The organism is Streptomyces sp. MB09-01, assembly GCF_033794505.1.
Lineage (GTDB): Bacteria > Actinomycetota > Actinomycetes > Streptomycetales > Streptomycetaceae > Streptomyces.
The window spans coordinates 1-16,061 of the sequence record NZ_JARAYQ010000191.1 but is presented as its reverse complement, the minus strand read 5'-3'; the positions used below and the strand labels follow the sequence as shown (position 1 = coordinate 16,061).

Below are 16,061 nucleotides of genomic sequence, written 5' to 3'. Positions count from 1 at the left end.
CCCGCCGTGACGACCGTGGTGAGCGTCCTTCGTACCCGCGTCGTGATGACGAGCGCGGTGGCTTCCGCGGCGGTCGTGACGACCGCGGTGGCGACCGCCCGTCCTACCCCCGCCGTGACGACCGTGGTGGGGACCGTCCGTCCTACCCGCGCCGCGATGACCGGGGCGAGCGTCCCACCGGTGGCGGTGGCGGCGGCTTCCGTCGTGACGACCGCGGTGGCGACCGTCCCTCCTACCCCCGCCGTGACGACCGTGGTGAGCGTCCTTCGTACCCGCGTCGTGATGACGAGCGCGGTGGCTTCCGCGGCGGTCGTGACGACCGCGGTGGCGACCGCCCCTCCTACCCCCGCCGTGACGACCGCGGTGGCGACCGTGGCGGGTTCCGTGGTGGCCGTGACGATCGCGGTGGTGACCGTGGTGGCTACCGTGGTCGCGATGACCGTGGCGGTGGCGGCGACCGCGACTTCCGCTCCGACCGTGACCCGGTCAAGCGGCTTCCGATCGACGAGGACGTCACCGGCCTCGAGATCGACGCCGACGTGCGCCAGGAGCTGCTGAGCCTGCCCAAGGGCCTGGCGGAAGAGGTCTCGAAGAACCTGGTCATGGTCGCGCGCCTGATCGACGAGGACCCGGAGCAGGCGTACGCGTACTCGCGCATCGCCCTGCGACTGGCCTCCCGTGTCGCGGCCGTCCGCGAGGCCGCCGGCTTCGCCGCGTACGCCACGCAGAAGTACAGCGAGGCCCTCGCGGAGTTCCGCGCCGCCAAGCGCATGACCGGCTCGGTCGAGCTCTGGCCCGTCATGGCCGACTGCGAGCGCGGCCTCGGCCGTCCGGAGCGGGCGCTGGCCATGGCCGGCGAGCCCGAGGTGCAGAAGCTGGACAAGGCCGGACAGGTCGAGATGCGTCTGGTCGCGGCCGGTGCCCGGCGGGACCAGGGGCAGCTGGAAGCGGCCATCGTGACCCTGCAGAGCCCGGAGCTGGCCTCCAGCTCCGTCCAGCCGTGGACCGCGCGCCTGCGGTACGCCTACGCCGACGCCCTGCTGGCGGCCGGTCGTGAGGACGAGGCGCGCGAGTGGTTCGGCAAGACCCTCGAAGCGGACAAGGACGGGGCCACCGACGCCTCGGACCGCCTCGCCGAGCTCGACGGTGTCGAGTTCGTCGACGCCGCGATCGACCTGTCCGACGTCGAGGACGACGGTGACGTCGCCCTCGCGGACGAGATCGACGAGGACGACGAGGACGACGAGGACGCGGCGGAGATCGCCGCGGCCGAGCGCGCCACCGACGTCGCCGAGTACTACGACGAGGACGACGAGGAGTACGAGCCGCTGGAGGAGTCCGCGGCCGACGCCGATGCCGACGCGCAGGACTCGGGCCGCGACAAGGCCTGAAGCACGGTGAACGAATGAGAAGGGCGGTACCCCCACCGGGGGTACCGCCCTTCTTCATGTCCGGAGGGATTCAGCCCAGGCCGCGCAGGACCAGACCGGTGGCCGGTTTCGGTCCGAAGGAGGTGGACTTCCGGGGCATGGTGACGCCTTGGCGGGCCAGGTCCCGTACGACTTCCTCCCGTACGGGGTGCAGCAGGACGGCGGTGCCCCCGTGGCGTTCGGCCATGGCCACGGTGGACGCGGCGTCGTGGATGTACGTGATCTCCTCGGGGGCGTCCGGAACGTGCCAGAGGGCGTCGAGCAGGGTCGCGTGGAGGACGGTGGCGTCCAGCCGGCGCCAGGCCTCCGGGCGGTCGTGACGCACCGTGCGGTCGAGGAGCGCCAGATCGGGATCGGTGACCAGGTGGAAGGTGCCGTCGCCGGTGAGCAGGAAGGCGTTCCCCCGTTCCGAGGCGTCCGCGAGGGCGTCCAGGGCCAGCGGGAGCGGCCCGTCGACCGGAGTGACGCGGAAGTGGCCGCCGAGGGCGGCGAGGGCGTCGGCGACCGGGAGCCGGCGCAGCATCCGGTGGATGGCGCGGACCTGGAGCGGGTAGCGGGCGGTGTCCACGAGGAGGACCAGGCCGAAGTCCCACGCCGTGGGGGAGCCGTGCTCCTCCTGGAGGCGCAGGTAGGTCGCCCAGCGGTGGTGGCCGTCGGCGATGAGGGCCTGGCGGTGGCTGAGATCCGCCGTGACGGTGGCCAGCTCGGCCGGGTCCGTGATGGCCCAGAGGCGGTGCTGGAAGCCGTCCTCGGTGGTGGTGGACAGCAGCGGTGCGCGCCGGGCGGTCCGCTCGACGACCGCGGTTGCGCCCGTGCCGGGGTCGTCGCCCCGGTAGGTGAGCAGGAGCGGTTCGAGATTGGCGGAGGTGGCCCGCATCAGGCCGGCCCGGTCGGTGACCACGTCGGGCATGACGTCCTCGTGGGGGAGGACGATGCCGGCGTCCGCGGTGGACAGGGCGAGGGCGCCGATGACGCCGCGCTGGAGCAGGCCGGCCTTGCGCTGCTCGTACACGTAGAGCGCGGGTTCGGGGTCGGCGCTGAGGATGCCCTCGGCGAGCCAGTCGTGCAGGGTGCGGGCGGCCTGTTCGTTGCGTGCCGCCGGGGTGCCGGCCTGCGGGAGGATCAGGCGGACGATGTTGTGCGGGTCGGCGGATTCGAGGTGGTCGACTCCGTCGGGACGCACGACCACGTCGTACGGCGGGGAGGTGACGGCCGCGAGGCTGCCGACACGCTCCGGGACGTAGCGCAGGCCATGGAACGGGATCAGTCGCAGCCCTTGGTCCGCGGTGCCAGGTGTGGTCATTGGTGCATGGTAAGTCGCGTCTCGCCATGCGGGATGATCGGGGCAGTGCAGAATCGGACAAGATCGATCCTTGAGGAGCGGACGTGATGACCCGGCAGAGCAGGACCAGTCCCGCGGCGAGTGAGCAGAGTCTGCACCAGGTGTACGACACCGCTTTGCTGGACCTCGACGGGGTGGTGTACGCGGGGGGTGAGGCCATCGCGTACGCCGTGGAGTCCCTCGCCGCGGCCCGGGCGGACGGGATGCACCTCGCCTACGTCACCAACAACGCGCTGCGGACCCCGGACGCCGTCGCCGAGCACCTGGGCGAGCTGGGCATCCCGACGGAGGCGGCCGAGGTGATCACCTCGGCGCAGGCGGTGGCCCGGCTGATCGCGGAACAGGTGGAGCCGGCGTCGAAGGTGCTGGTGATCGGCGGGGAGGGGCTGCGGGTCGCGCTGCGCGAGCGCGGGCTGGTGCCGGTGGACTCGGCCGAGGAGGAGGGCCTGGCGGCGGTGGTGCAGGGGTACGGGGGGCCCGAACTGCCCTGGGGGCGGTTCGCGGAGGCCTCGTACGCGATCAACCGCGGGGTGCCGTGGTACGCGTCGAACACCGACCTGACGATCCCCGGGGCGCGTGGGATCGGGCCGGGCAACGGGGCCGCGGTGGAAGTCGTACGGATCGCCACGGGCGCGGAACCGCAGGTGGCGGGCAAGCCGCTGCCCCCGATGCACCGGGAGACGGTGCTGCGGACCGGGGCGGAGCGGCCGCTGGTGGTCGGGGACCGGCTCGACACCGACATCGAGGGTGCCTTCAACGGGGAGGTGGACTCGCTGCTGGTGCTGACCGGAGTGACGGACGCGGAGCAGCTGGTGCGGGCCGAGCCGAGGCACCGGCCGACGTACGTGGACCGGGACCTGCGCGGGCTGCTGACCGGGCAGCCGGAGGTGGAGCCGGCCGCGGAGGGCTTCCGCTGCGGAGGCTGGACCGCGGTCGCGCTGAACCGCGGCGTGCTGGAGCTGCGCGGGGACGGCGGGGATCCGGTCGACGGGCTGCGGGCGCTGTGTGCGGCGGCCTGGACGGTGGCCGGGGACGGGGTGTGCACGCTGGACGCGGCGAAGGCGCTGGCCAGGCTGGGTCTTTAGGGCGCAAGGGGGGATCCGGCCAGGGTGCAGGGTAGGTTAGCCTAACCTGCGTGTTGGTCGAGAGTCCCCCCGAATCCGAACCGAGCGCGGCGCCCGAACGGGCCGCCGCCGCCCGCCCGCGCCATGCCGCGCGCGCCGCCGGTCTGTTCGCCGCCCTCGTGGTGCTGGCGCTGATCGTCGTCGTGAGCATCGCCGTGGGCGCCAAGCAGATGCCACTCGACGAGGTCTGGCACGGCCTGTTCGCCTACGCGGGAACGCCCTCGGACGTGGTGGTGCGGGACCTGCGGGTGCCGCGCACGCTCCTCGGCCTGATGGTCGGCCTCGGCCTCGGCCTGTCCGGTGCCGTGATGCAGGCGCTGACCCGCAACCCGCTGGCCGAGCCAGGCATCCTCGGGGTCAACGCCGGCGCCGCGGCCGCCGTGGTGTCCGCGATCAGCTTCTTCGGCGCGACGTCGATCCGCGAGTTCGTGTGGTGGGCCTTCCTCGGGGCCGCCGTCGTCTCGGTCGTCGTGTACGTGCTCGGAGGAAGCCGCAGCGCGACCCCGGTACGCCTCGCGCTCGCCGGTACGGCGGCCAGCGCGGGCCTGGTCGGCTACATCAACGCCGTGCAGCTGATGGACAGCAAGGCGCTCGACAAGCTCCGCTTCTGGACGGTGGGTTCGCTGGCCTCGGCCAACATGGACACCGTCCGGCAGGTGGCCCCCTTCCTGATCGTCGGCGCGGTGCTCGCGCTGTCCCTGGGCCGGCCGCTGAACGCGATGGCCATGGGCGACGACACGGCACGGGCGCTCGGCGCGCACCTGACGCGGACCCGGATCGGCGCCATGGTCGCCATCACCCTGCTGTGCGGTGCGGCGACCGCCGCGTGCGGGCCGATCGTCTTCATCGGGCTGATGATCCCGCACCTCGTGCGGGCGTTCACCGGTCCCGACATGCGCTGGGTGCTCGCGTACTCGGCCGTCCTGTCACCCGTCCTGCTGCTCGGCGCCGACGTCGTCGGCCGTGTCGTCACCCGGCCCGCCGAACTGCAGGTCGGCGTCGTGACCGCGCTCATCGGCGGTCCCGTCTTCATCTACCTGGTTCGGCGCAAGAGGATGGCCCAGCTGTGACCGTGACCGCGACCGTGGACGACACACCGCGCAAGGGCCGGTCCGGGCCCCGTCCGCTGCACCTGCCCGGCGGGATCTCACTGCGCGTCGAGGGGCGCGCGCTGGCCGTCGGGCTCCTGCTCACCGCCGTGGCGCTCGCGCTGGCCGTCGTGCTCATCGGCACCGGCGACTTCGAGATCGCCCCGTGGGACGTCGTCCAGACCCTGCTGGGCAACGGCACGCCCGCCAACGACTTCATCGTCAACGACCTGCGGCTGCCGCGGGTCGTGGTCGCCCTGCTCGTCGGCGCCTCCCTCGGGATGGCCGGAGCGGTATTCCAGTCGGTCTCCCGCAATCCGCTCGGCTCGCCGGACCTGCTGGGCTTCGGCTACGGCTCGGTGGTCGGCGCGCTCGTCGTCATCATCCTCTTCAACGGCGATGCCCACGAGGTGGCCGTCGGCGCGCTGATCGGCGGCCTGCTGACCGGCGCCGCCGTCTACCTGCTGGCGTACAAGCAGGGCATCCAGGGCTACCGGCTGGTGCTGGTCGGCATCGGCGCCTCCGCCATGCTCATCGCCGTGATCCAGTACCTGATCACGAAGGCGCAGATGATCGAGGCCACCCGCGCCATGGTCTGGCTGACCGGCTCGCTGGCCGGCCGCGACTGGGCGCAGGTGTGGCCGCTGCTCGCGGTCTGCGCGGTGCTCTTCCCGCTCGTCCTCGGGCAGGGCAGGGCCCTGCGGATGATGGAGATGGGCGACGACGCCGCGTACGCCCTCGGGGTGCGGGTGGAGCGGACGCGGCTGCTGCTGATGCTCGCGGCGATCCTGCTCACCACCGCGGCGAGCGCGGCGGCCGGGCCCATCAGCTTCGTCGCGCTGGCCGCGCCGCAGCTGGCGCGGCGGCTCACCCGCTCGCCCGGCGGGAACCTGCTGACGGCCGCATTGATGGGCGCGGTGCTGCTGATGGTGTCCGACTGGGCCTCACAGCGCGCCTTCGGCGCCGACCAGTTGCCGGTGGGCGTGGTGACCGGGCTGGTCGGCGGTATCTACCTGCTCTGGCTGCTCGTCACCGAGCGCAAGGCGGGACGTATATGAACCTGATGAGGAGTGCGCAAGTGCAGCGGCTGACCGCGGAGAACGTGACGCTCGGCTACGACCAGCGGGTCATCGCCGAGAACCTGTCGGTGGAGATCCCCGACAACTCCTTCACGGTGATCGTCGGCCCCAACGCCTGCGGCAAGTCCACGCTGCTGCGGGCCCTGTCGCGGATGCTGAAGCCGTCCGCCGGACGGGTGCTGCTGGACGGGCAGGCCATCGGGTCGATGCCGGCGAAGAAGGTCGCCAAGACCCTGGGGCTGCTCCCGCAGTCCTCGATCGCGCCCGACGGCATCACGGTGGCCGACCTGGTCGCGCGCGGCCGGTACCCGCACCAGGGGCTGCTGCGGCAGTGGTCGGCCGAGGACGAGCGGGTCGTGCACGAGTCCATGGCCTCGACCGGGGTCGCCGAACTCGCCGACCGGGCCGTCGACGAGCTGTCGGGCGGCCAGCGGCAGCGGGTGTGGATCGCGATGGCGCTGGCGCAGCAGACGCCGCTGCTGCTGCTCGACGAGCCGACCACCTACCTGGACATCCAGCACCAGATCGACGTGCTGGACCTGTGCGCGGAGCTGCACGAGAACCAGGGGCGGACGCTGGTCGCGGTGCTGCACGACCTGAACCACGCGGCCCGCTACGCGACGCACCTGATCGCGATGCGGGGCGGGAAGGTCGTGGCGGAGGGGCCGCCGGCGGAGGTGGTCACGGCGGAGCTGGTGGAGAAGGTGTTCGGCCTGAAGTGCCAGATCATCGACGACCCGGAGACGGGGACGCCGCTGGTGATTCCCGCTGCCCGGGTGGCGCGGGTGGTGGCTCGCGCCGAGTAGCGAGGGTGCGGGCCGGCCGCTGGGGCTCCGCCCCGCACCACCACGCGCCGCTCCACCACGCCCCGTACGCCGGCGGGGCTCGAAGACCGGGGCTTCGCCCCCGGACCCCGCTCCTCAAGCCCCGGAGGGGCCGGATCGGGCGGCGGGGCCGCGCGTGGCCCGGCGCGGCTGTTGAGGGGCTAGAGGAGGCTCTTGAGGCGGAGGAGGTCGCGGAAGCCGGCTTCCAGTCTGACGCGGCCGGAGGCCCAGGCCTTGGCGAACTTGAGGTCGCCCGCGACCAGGGCGAGGAGGTCGCCGCCCGTCATCGCGAGACGGATCTCGGCCTTGGCGGCCGGAGGGCCGGGGGCGACCGCGTCCACGCGGATGCGGCCTCCGTGGAGGCGGCCCGTGAAGGTCTGGTCGAGGTCCGTGATGTGGCAGCTCAGGGAGCGGTCGAGCGCCGCCGCGCCGCGTACGCCGCTGTCGGCCCGGGCGAGATTGCCGGAGAGGGTGTCGAGTGCTTCGCGGCACTCCTGGATCGTAGCCATCGTGATCACGACCGTACCGCAGAGCCGTGCGTGGTCGCGGGGCGCTTCGGGGTAGCGTCGGGGCATGACCGACGAACCCCAGGGCGCAGCAGCAGCCGACGGCGAAGCCTCCGCCGGGCCAGCGGGGCCCGTCGCGCTGGGCATCGTACGCACTCCCACCGGACACTCCGGCGTGGACGCGCACCTGGCGCGGCTGGCGGACGCGGACCACCTCGCGGCGGACGGACACGTCGAGGTGTACGAGGATGTCCACAGGGGGCTGCGCGAGGCGCTGAACGCGCTGGACGCACCGCCCGTCCCTGGTCCGTACGAAAACAGGAGCTGAACCGAACGTGGCAGGAGTGGCACGCCGCCGCCTGGACGCCGAACTGGTACGCCGCAGCATGGCCCGCTCGCGCGAGCACGCCGCGCAGCTGATCGCCGCGGGCCGGGTGACCGTGGGCGGCGCCACCGCGACCAAGGCCGCCACCCAGGTCGAGACGAGCGCGGCTCTGGTCGTCCTCAAGGACGACAGCGATCCCGACTACGTCTCGCGGGGCGGCCACAAACTCGCGGGAGCGCTGGCGGCCTTCCAGCCGCAGGGGCTGCGCGTGGAGGGCCGCCGCGCGCTGGACGCCGGGGCCTCCACGGGCGGGTTCACCGACGTGCTGCTGCGCGCGGGCGTCGCCCACGTGGTCGCCGTCGACGTCGGGTACGGGCAGCTCGCCTGGTCGCTGCAGAGCGACGACCGGGTGACGGTCAAGGACCGGACGAACGTGCGCGAGCTGACGGTCGAGCAGATCGACGGGGTCGCGGTGGACCTCGTCGTCGGTGACCTGTCCTTCATCTCCATCGGGCTGGTGCTGCCCGCGCTCGTACGGTGCTGCGCGCCCGACGCGGACCTGGTGCTGATGGTCAAGCCGCAGTTCGAGGTCGGCAAGGACCGGCTGGGCAGCGGCGGAGTGGTGCGCAGCCCGGAGCTCCGGGCGGAGGCCGTGCGCGAGGTCGCGGCGCAGGCGGCGAAGCTCGGTCTGGGCGTCGTCGGGGTGACGGCGAGTCCGCTGCCGGGGCCGTCGGGCAACGTCGAGTACTTTCTGTGGCTGCAGGCGGGGGCACCGGCACTCGACCCGGCGGATGTTGACCGTGCAGTGGCGGAGGGGCCGCAGTGACAGATTCAACGGGGGAACGCACCGTCTTCCTGCTCGCGCACACCGGGCGGCCGGCGGCCATCCGCAGCGCGGAGCTGGTCGTCAAGGGGCTGCTGCGCTGCGGGCTGGGCGTACGCGTCTTCGCGCACGAGGCGGTGGACCTGCCGCTGCCGCCCGAGGTGGAGCTCGTGACCGAGTCCACCCCGGGTGTGCTCGACGGGTGCGAGCTGCTGATCGTGCTGGGAGGGGACGGGACCCTGCTGCGCGGCGCGGAGTTCGCGCGCGCCTCGGGGGTGCCGATGCTGGGCGTCAACCTGGGCCGGGTGGGGTTCCTCGCCGAGGCCGAGCGCGACGACCTGGACAAGGTCGTGGACCGGGTGGTGTCGCGCTCGTACGAGGTCGAGGAGCGGATGACCCTCGACGTGGTCGTGCGCACGAACGGCGACGTGGTCCACCGGGACTGGGCGCTGAACGAGGCCGCGGTCCAGAAGGTGTCCCCGGAGCGGATGCTCGAGGTGGTCCTGGAGATCGACGGGCGTCCGGTGACCGGCTTCGGCTGTGACGGGATCGTCTGTGCGACTCCGACGGGCTCGACGGCCTACGCCTTCTCCGCGGGCGGGCCGGTGGTCTGGCCGGAGGTGGAGGCGCTGCTGATGGTGCCGATCAGTGCGCACGCGCTGTTCGCGAAGCCGCTGGTGACCTCGCCCACCTCGGTGCTGGCGGTGGAGGTGCAGAGCGGCACCCCGCACGGCGTGCTGTGGTGCGACGGCCGGCGGATGCTGGAGCTGCCCTCCGGGGCCCGCGTGGAGGTCCGGCGCGGGGCGGTGCCCGTGCGGCTCGCCCGGCTGCACCACGCGTCCTTCACGGACCGGCTCGTCGCGAAGTTCGCACTGCCCGTGTCCGGTTGGCGCGGGGCGCCGCACTAGCGGGTGTCCAGGCGTGTCGCCCTTCGCCCGTAATAGCACATCCGTTCGGAGAACTCGGGGCGGGTGACGTCACATGGCACCGGTGAAACCTCGGTATCGTCGTCCCGTGCTTGAGGAGATGCGGATACGGTCGCTCGGGGTCATCGACGACGCGGTGGTCGAGCTGTCGCCCGGTTTCACCGCGGTGACCGGCGAGACCGGCGCGGGCAAGACGATGGTCGTCACCAGCCTCGGGCTGCTGCTCGGCGGTCGCGCCGACCCGGCCCTGGTGCGGATCGGAGCCAAGGCCGCAGTCGTCGAGGGCCGCATCGTCATGCGCCCCGACGCGCCCGCCGCCGTACGCGCCGAGGAGGCCGGGGCGGAGCTCGACGACGGCGCCCTGCTGATCAGCCGGACCGTGTCCGCCGAAGGGCGTTCGCGCGCCCACGTCGGCGGCCGCTCCGTGCCCGTCGGCCTGCTCGGCGAGCTCGCGGACGACCTGGTCGCCGTGCACGGGCAGACCGACCAGCAGGGCCTGCTGCGCCCGGCCCGGCAGCGTCAGGCGCTCGACCGGTACGCCGGTGATGCCGTCGCCGTCCCGCTGGAGAAGTACGGTTCCGCCTACCGCAGGCTGCGCGCCGTCGCCGTCGAGCTGGAGGAGATCACCACCCGGGCCCGGGAGCGGGCCCAGGAGGCGGACCTGCTGCGCTTCGGACTGGACGAGATCGCGGCCGTGGAGCCGGTGGCCGGCGAGGACACCGAGCTGGCGGCCGAGGCCGAGCGGCTCGGGCACGCCGAATCGCTGGCCTCGGCGGCGCAGCTGGCGCACGCCGCCCTCGCCGGCAATCCCGAGGACCCGGAGGCCATCGACGCGAACATGCTCGTCGCGGGCGCCCACCGGGCCCTGGAATCCGTACGGTCGCACGACCCGGCGCTCGGCGCGCTCGCCGAGCGGATCGGGGAGCTGGGCATCCTGCTGTCCGACGTGGCCGGAGAGCTCGCGGGCTACGCCGACGACCTGGACGCCGATCCGCTGCGGCTGGCCGCCGTGGAGGAGCGGCGGGCGGCCCTGACCCAGCTGACCCGCAAGTACGGCTCCGACGGCACCGTGGACGCCGTACTGGAATGGGCCGAGCAGGGCGCGGCGCGGCTGCTGGAACTGGACGGCGACGACGAGCGGATCACGGAGCTGACCGCCGAACGGGACGGGCTGCGCTCCGAACTGTCGCTGCTGGCCCAGGCACTGACGGACGCCCGGGTGGAGGCGGCGACCCGCTTCGCCTCCGCCGTGACGGAGGAGCTGGCCTCGCTGGCGATGCCGCACGCCCGGGTGACCATCGACGTCCGGCAGGCCGAGGACCCCGAGGGGGTGGACGTGGACGGCCGCCCGGTCGCCTACGGACCTTCCGGCGCGGACGAGGTCGAACTGCTGCTGGCCCCGCACCCCGGCGCCCAGCCGCGGCCGATCGCCAAGGGCGCCTCGGGCGGTGAGCTGTCCCGGGTGATGCTCGCCGTGGAGGTCGTCTTCGCCGGCTCCGACCCGGTGCCGACCTACCTCTTCGACGAGGTCGACGCGGGAGTCGGCGGCAAGGCGGCGGTCGAGGTGGGCCGGCGCCTCGCGAAGCTGGCCAAATCGGCCCAGGTCGTGGTCGTCACGCACCTGCCGCAGGTGGCGGCCTTCGCGGACCGCCAGCTGCTCGTCGAGAAGACCAACGACGGCTCCGTCACCCGTAGCGGGGTCACCGTCCTGGAGGGCGAGGCCCGGATCCGCGAGCTGTCGCGCATGCTCGCGGGGCACGAGGACTCGGTCTCCGCGCGGGCACACGCCGAGGAACTGCTGGCGGCGGCGCGCGCGGACGCGTGAGCCGGCCCGCGGCACACGGATCCAGGAGGGCCCGGCGCGCGCCGCGCGGCGGGCCCTCCGCCGTGTCCCCGCGGCCCCTCCCGGGCGCGGGCCGGGGCCGTCGCGGGCAGCCGCCAGGATGACGCGACGCTAGGCCGTGTGGGTGAGGCTGGGGGGTGTCCGGCGGTATCTCGTACGGGATCCGCACCCGTATGGTCCCGGAACGCGCGTGCGGACTGGCATCCTTGGCGACGTCTCTGACTCCCACACCCTGGAGCTTCGGCCCGTGAGCAGCTCCCCGGTCTCCACCTCCCTCCCGGCACAGCCCTACGGGCGCCAGCCGCTCCGCACCGTCCAGGTCCTCGGCGACGGCGCGGGCGCGGGCAGCTGCGCGCACGTACGGTCGCTCGCGACCGGGCTCGCCGCGCGCGGCGTACGGGTCACGGTCTGCGCGCCCGTCCAGGCGGAGGGGGAGTACGACTTCACCGGCGCCGGGGCGCAGTTCGCGCCCGACGCCGTGAGCGTGCTGCGGGCCGCGTGCGCCGCAGCGGACGTCGTGCACGCGCACGGGGTGCGCGCCGGGATGCGCGCCGCACTGGCCATGCGGGGACGCCGCGTGCCGCTGGTGGTGAGCTGGCACGGCGACGGACCGACGGCCGCGGGCGCGCTGGGACGGCTGAGCCGGATGCTGGAACGGCACGTGGCACGGGCCGCGGCCGTGGTCCTCGGCGCCTCCTCGGACCTGGTGGACCTCGCGCGGCTGCGGGGCGCCCGGGACGCGCGGCTGGCGCCGGTGGCGGTACCCGCCTTCCCGGACGGCCCGGACGGCCCGGACGGCGGGGGCGCGGCGGACCCGGGCAAGGTGCGGGCGGAACTCGGGGCGGTCGGACGGCCGTTGCTGATCACGGTCGGGAGCCTGGTCCCGCACCGCGGGTACTTCCTGCTGCTCGACGCGGCACGGGAGTGGCGGGACCTGGAGCCGGCCCCGCTGCTGGTGGTCGCGGGCGAAGGGCCGCTACGGGCCGAACTGTCGCGGCGGATCGCTGCCGAGGGGCTCCCGGTACGGCTGCTGGGGCGCCGCCGGGACGCGGTGCAGCTGCTGGCGGCGGCCGACCTGGCGGTGCTGCCGAGCCGGCGCGAGGCGCGGGCGCTGCTGGCGCAGGAGGCGCTGCGGATGGGCGTGCCGCTGGTGGCCACGGCGGTGGGGGGCGTGCCGGAGCTGGTGGGGGAGGGCGCGGTGCTGGTCCCGCCGGGGGACGCGGCGGCGCTCGCGTCGGCCGTGACCGGCCTGCTGGCGGATCCGGAGCGGCGGGCTGCGCTGGCCGCGGCGGGGCGGGTGCAGGCGGCGACGTGGCCGTCCGAGGACGACACCGTCGCGCAGGTCCTGTCCGTCTACGACGAACTGATGGAACGCCGCCGGTAGCCTCCCGGCGGGGCTGCGATCGCCGCCTGCGGCCCGCCTTCCCGGGGCTCTGCCCGGGATGCTGCGCCTCAATCGTCGGCGAGGCTTCAGGATCGGGGGTCCGTCCCAGACCCTCCGCCCCGGACCCCGGGCGCCAAACGCCCGCGAGGCTGAAACGAGGAGGGCGTCAGGAAGGAGACGCCGTGTGGCGGCGGGCGCGGAGGGCCAGGCTCAGGGAGAGGACCGTTTCGGGGTCGTCCAGGTCCGTGCCCAGGAGTTCCGAGATGCGGGCCAGGCGGTTGTAGAGGGTCTGGCGGTTCAGATGGAGCTCGCGGGCCGTCTCCGCCTTGCGGCCCGCGCGGGCCAGGTACGTCTCCAGGGTGGGCAGCAGAGAGGGGCGGGACGTGGTGTCGTGGGTGCGGAGCGGGCCGATCGCCCGGTCCACGAAGGCCGCCAGGTCGGGGTGTTCGCGCAGCCGCCACAGGAGGAGGTCGATGTCCAGCCGCCGGGCGTCGTACCAGGGCCGGGCCGGCAGGCCGTGGGCCGCGGTGGCGGTCTCCGCGGCGTGGCGCAGGCCCGCCGAGGCGGCCGCCCAGCCGCCCGCGACGCCGACGACCACGGCCGGCGGCGCGGCGGCGCGGTCCAGGCCCGCGCGTTCGACGCCCGCCCGCAGCGCGGCCGAGACCCGGTCCGCCACTGCCGTGCGCTCCGACTCCGCCCGCAGGGACACGAGGAGGGGGACCCGGCCCTCGACCGGGCGGACGCCCAGCAGGACCGGCACTCCGACGGACGAGAGCTCCTCCAGGACCGCCCGGGCCAGGACGGCCCAGTTCCCGGACGGGCCGAGGTCCGAGGAGAGCCGCATGACCACCGGCAGCAGCGGTCCCGCGCCCGGCTTGAAGCCCAGGACGCGGGCCTGCGCCGGGGCGTCCTCCGCCGAGATGCGGCCCTCGGCCAGGTCCGTCAGGAAGTCGCCGCGGCCGCGCGCCGCCAGCTCCTCCTCCTGCCGTGCCTGCATCAGCACGACGGCGAGCACGCCGGCCGTGCGCTCGGCCGCCATCCGGTGCACCGGCAGCAGCGGCGCCGAGACCCCGACCAGGACGACGCGGGCCCGGACCGATCCCGTGCCGTGGCCCCCGCCCGGCACGTCGACCACCACGGTGTTCGCCGACGGCTCGCCCTCGCGGTGGCCCCGCAGGCCCTCCCACACCTGCAGCGGGTCCGCGCCCGCGTCCCCGGCCGCGCTGGCCGCCGCGTACAGCAGCTGCCCGTCGGGGGTCTCCAGGAAGACCGGGTTCCCGGTGAAGTCGGCCAGGATCCGCAGCACCTGCGGAATGCCCCCGCCGCCCAACAGGGCTTCGGTGCAGCGTCGGTGGACCTCCTCGGCCCGCTGCAGGAGCGCGTAGTGGTGGTTGACGATCTCGGTGTGGACCTCCTCCGTGACGGTGACGAAGGGGACCTCCCGGTGAAGCTGGACCAGGGGCAGCCCCGCCGTGCGTGCGGTCTCCACGATCGTCGCCGGCAGCCGGGTGAAGCGCGGTCCCAGCTCGACCACCAGCGCGGCGATCCCCCGGTCCGCGAGGCGGCGTACGAAGGCACGCTGCTCGGCGGGCCGGGTGCCCAGGCCGAGGCCGGTGGTCAGCAGCAGCTCGCCGCCCTTGAGCAGGGAGGCGATGTTCGGGACCTCGCCCGCGTGGACCCAGCGGACGGTGCGGCCCAGCCGGTCGGCGCAGGCCACCACCTCGGGCAGACCGCTGCGCAGTCCCGGCAGCTCCAGTGCCCGCTGAACCGTGATCCCGCCCTGGTTGTCCATGTCGCGGGACGCTATCAGGGGGTCAGGTCGGCCGGATGTTGTGGTTGAAACGGAAGACGTTGTCCGGATCGTACTGCCGCTTCAGGAGGCCCAGCCGCTGCATGTTCGCGCTGCCGAGGCCGGAGACCACCCGGTCCCCGCCCTCGTCCCCGGTGAAGTTCAGGTACACCGCGCCGGTGCTCCACGGCTCGGCGTCCGCCCGGACGTCCTTGACCCACTGCCGGCACCTCTCGTCGTCGGCCGCGTCCTCCCAGATCCCGAACGGGTGCACCGCCCAGGGTGCGTCGCGGTACGGCACCGGGTACTCGGCCGGTCCGGAGGCGATGGCGCCGCCCTGCGGGAAGACCAGGTGCTGGGTGCCGGTCGGCACCGGCATGGATTCGGCGCGGGCGCAGAAGGCGTCGACGAACTCGTCGGGCACACCGGTGAGGTACTCCGCCGACCAGTAGTTCCGCATGCCCGGCGGGTCGTCGATCATGCACTGGAGGTCGGCGTACGGGATGGCCGTGACGATCTCGGACTCGTGGGGGATCGCCAGCAGCGGCCGTGCCAGCTCGCGCATCTCCTCCTCCGGGCCCGCGTACGTCAGCAGCGCGCCGGCCAGCAGCAGCCCGACCAGGTGCGGCGGCACGAACTCCTCGGGCGGGCCGGTCAGGTAGAGGGCGGCGCCGGAGGCCTCCGGCGGCCCGGCTTCGATGACCTCCCGGAACGCGCGGACCACCTCGGGCCCGCGCTCCGGCAGGTACAGCACGAACGCGATCGACATGTGCGGCAGTTCGTGCAGGCGCAGGGTCAGCGAGGTGGCGATGCCGAAGTTCCCGCCGCCGCCGTGCAGCCCCCAGAACAGCTCGGGGTGGTCCTCGGCGGTCGCGTGCAGCAGCTCGCCGTCCGCGGTGACCAGGTCCACGCCCAGCAGGTTGTCCACCGCCAGGCCGAACTTCCGGTCCAGCCAGCCGGTTCCGCCGCCCAGCACGAAGCCGCCGACGCCGGTGGTGGAGGCCCGGCCGCCCGTGGTCGCCAGATCGTACGGCTGGCAGGCCCGGTCCAGGTGGCTCATCGTGGCCCCGCCCTCGACGTGCGCGGCCCTGGCCGCCGGGTGGACCGTCACCTCGTGCATCCGCCGCAGGTCCACGACGAGACCGCCGTCGTTGAGGGACATCCCGGCGACGCTGTGCCCGCCGCCGCGCACGGCGACGTTCAGGTCAAGGTCCCTCGCGAAACGCACGGCGGTCACCACGTCCGCCGCGCTCTCGCACTGGGCGATGACGGCGGGCCTGCGGTCGATCATCGCGTTGAAGACCGTCCGGGCCTCGTCGTACCCCGGGTCCTCCGGGATGAACACCGAGCCGGACAGATCCTCGCGGAGCGCGGTCAGGGCCGCGCCCGCCTTCGAGAGGGGAGCCATGGCCGCCCCCTTCCACAGGAGGGCATAGGACCCTTCCAGGTTAGGGGGCGGCCATGGCTCCCCTCTCGAAGGCGGGCGCGGCCCTGACCGCGCTCCGCGAGGATCTGTCCGGCTCGGTGTTCATCCCTGCCCCTTATACGAATCTCCGGGCCCACGGGACAGGCAGCAAG

The 16,061-nt window shown here is 74.0% G+C and carries 14 protein-coding genes; 10 read left to right on the top strand and 4 right to left on the bottom strand.

Going from position 1 to position 16,061, the window contains the following annotated elements; genetic code table 11:
• Nucleotides 1-539: 539 nt before the first annotated feature.
• On the top strand, nucleotides 540-1,391 hold the full coding sequence (locus PV721_RS31020; RefSeq protein WP_319730110.1) for a tetratricopeptide repeat protein: 852 nt from the start codon (nucleotides 540-542) through the stop codon (nucleotides 1,389-1,391).
• A 70-nt stretch (nucleotides 1,392-1,461) separates the two neighbouring features.
• On the opposite strand, the gene PV721_RS31015 is transcribed toward PV721_RS31020, so the two are convergent.
• Nucleotides 1,462-2,733: a DUF1015 domain-containing protein gene (locus PV721_RS31015; protein ID WP_319730105.1), complete on the bottom strand. Its 1,272-nt coding sequence runs from the start codon at nucleotides 2,731-2,733 to the stop codon at nucleotides 1,462-1,464.
• 86 nt (nucleotides 2,734-2,819) lie between these two features.
• Here PV721_RS31015 and PV721_RS31010 point away from each other — a divergent pair, with 86 nt between their 5' ends.
• Genes PV721_RS31010 through PV721_RS30995 form a run of 4 tightly spaced genes read left to right on the top strand, consistent with a single transcriptional unit; the run spans nucleotide 2,820 to nucleotide 6,869 of the window.
• Nucleotides 2,820-3,857, top strand: coding sequence for an HAD hydrolase-like protein (locus tag PV721_RS31010; protein WP_319730102.1), 1,038 nt, complete (start codon nucleotides 2,820-2,822; stop codon nucleotides 3,855-3,857).
• Between the two features lie 50 nt (nucleotides 3,858-3,907).
• Nucleotides 3,908-4,966, top strand: coding sequence for a FecCD family ABC transporter permease (locus PV721_RS31005; protein ID WP_319730099.1), 1,059 nt, complete (start codon nucleotides 3,908-3,910; stop codon nucleotides 4,964-4,966).
• Between the two features lie 2 nt (nucleotides 4,967-4,968).
• Nucleotides 4,969-6,042, top strand: coding sequence for a FecCD family ABC transporter permease (locus tag PV721_RS31000; RefSeq protein ID WP_416371222.1), 1,074 nt, complete (start codon nucleotides 4,969-4,971; stop codon nucleotides 6,040-6,042).
• A complete protein-coding gene (locus PV721_RS30995) occupies nucleotides 6,039-6,869 on the top strand; it encodes an ABC transporter ATP-binding protein (RefSeq protein ID WP_319730096.1) in 831 nt (276 codons plus the stop codon). The genes PV721_RS31000 and PV721_RS30995 overlap by 4 nt, the downstream gene beginning before the upstream one ends.
• A 179-nt stretch (nucleotides 6,870-7,048) precedes the next feature.
• On the opposite strand, the gene PV721_RS30990 is transcribed toward PV721_RS30995, so the two are convergent.
• A complete protein-coding gene (locus tag PV721_RS30990) occupies nucleotides 7,049-7,396 on the bottom strand; it encodes an SCP2 sterol-binding domain-containing protein (RefSeq protein ID WP_319730093.1) in 348 nt (115 codons plus the stop codon).
• 64 nt (nucleotides 7,397-7,460) lie between these two features.
• Between PV721_RS30990 and PV721_RS30985 the strand changes: the two genes are divergently transcribed.
• The 5 genes from PV721_RS30985 to PV721_RS30965 all read left to right on the top strand — a co-directional run bounded on the left by PV721_RS30985 (nucleotide 7,461) and on the right by PV721_RS30965 (nucleotide 12,694).
• A complete protein-coding gene (locus PV721_RS30985) occupies nucleotides 7,461-7,721 on the top strand; it encodes a hypothetical protein (RefSeq protein ID WP_319730092.1) in 261 nt (86 codons plus the stop codon).
• Nucleotides 7,722-7,728: 7 nt separating this feature from the next.
• Nucleotides 7,729-8,544 (top strand): TlyA family RNA methyltransferase, encoded by an 816-nt coding sequence (locus tag PV721_RS30980; RefSeq protein ID WP_319730090.1) that lies wholly within the window; start codon nucleotides 7,729-7,731, stop codon nucleotides 8,542-8,544.
• Nucleotides 8,541-9,449, top strand: a complete 909-nt coding sequence (locus PV721_RS30975) for an NAD kinase (protein WP_319730088.1) — start codon at nucleotides 8,541-8,543, stop codon at nucleotides 9,447-9,449. The genes PV721_RS30980 and PV721_RS30975 overlap by 4 nt, the downstream gene beginning before the upstream one ends.
• Nucleotides 9,450-9,567: 118 nt before the next feature.
• Nucleotides 9,568-11,292, top strand: coding sequence for a DNA repair protein RecN (recN, locus tag PV721_RS30970; protein WP_319730107.1), 1,725 nt, complete (start codon nucleotides 9,568-9,570; stop codon nucleotides 11,290-11,292).
• Nucleotides 11,293-11,557: 265 nt separating this feature from the next.
• Entirely contained in the window at nucleotides 11,558-12,694 is a 1,137-nt protein-coding gene (locus tag PV721_RS30965) for a glycosyltransferase family 4 protein (protein WP_319730085.1), read from the top strand.
• Nucleotides 12,695-12,860: 166 nt separating this feature from the next.
• On the opposite strand, the gene PV721_RS30960 is transcribed toward PV721_RS30965, so the two are convergent.
• Both PV721_RS30960 and PV721_RS30955 read right to left on the bottom strand, forming a co-directional pair.
• On the bottom strand, nucleotides 12,861-14,486 hold the full coding sequence (locus tag PV721_RS30960; RefSeq protein ID WP_319730083.1) for a PucR family transcriptional regulator: 1,626 nt from the start codon (nucleotides 14,484-14,486) through the stop codon (nucleotides 12,861-12,863).
• Nucleotides 14,487-14,508: 22 nt separating this feature from the next.
• Nucleotides 14,509-15,891, bottom strand: coding sequence for an FAD-binding oxidoreductase (locus tag PV721_RS30955; RefSeq protein ID WP_319730081.1), 1,383 nt, complete (start codon nucleotides 15,889-15,891; stop codon nucleotides 14,509-14,511).
• Nucleotides 15,892-16,061 lie beyond the last annotated feature (170 nt).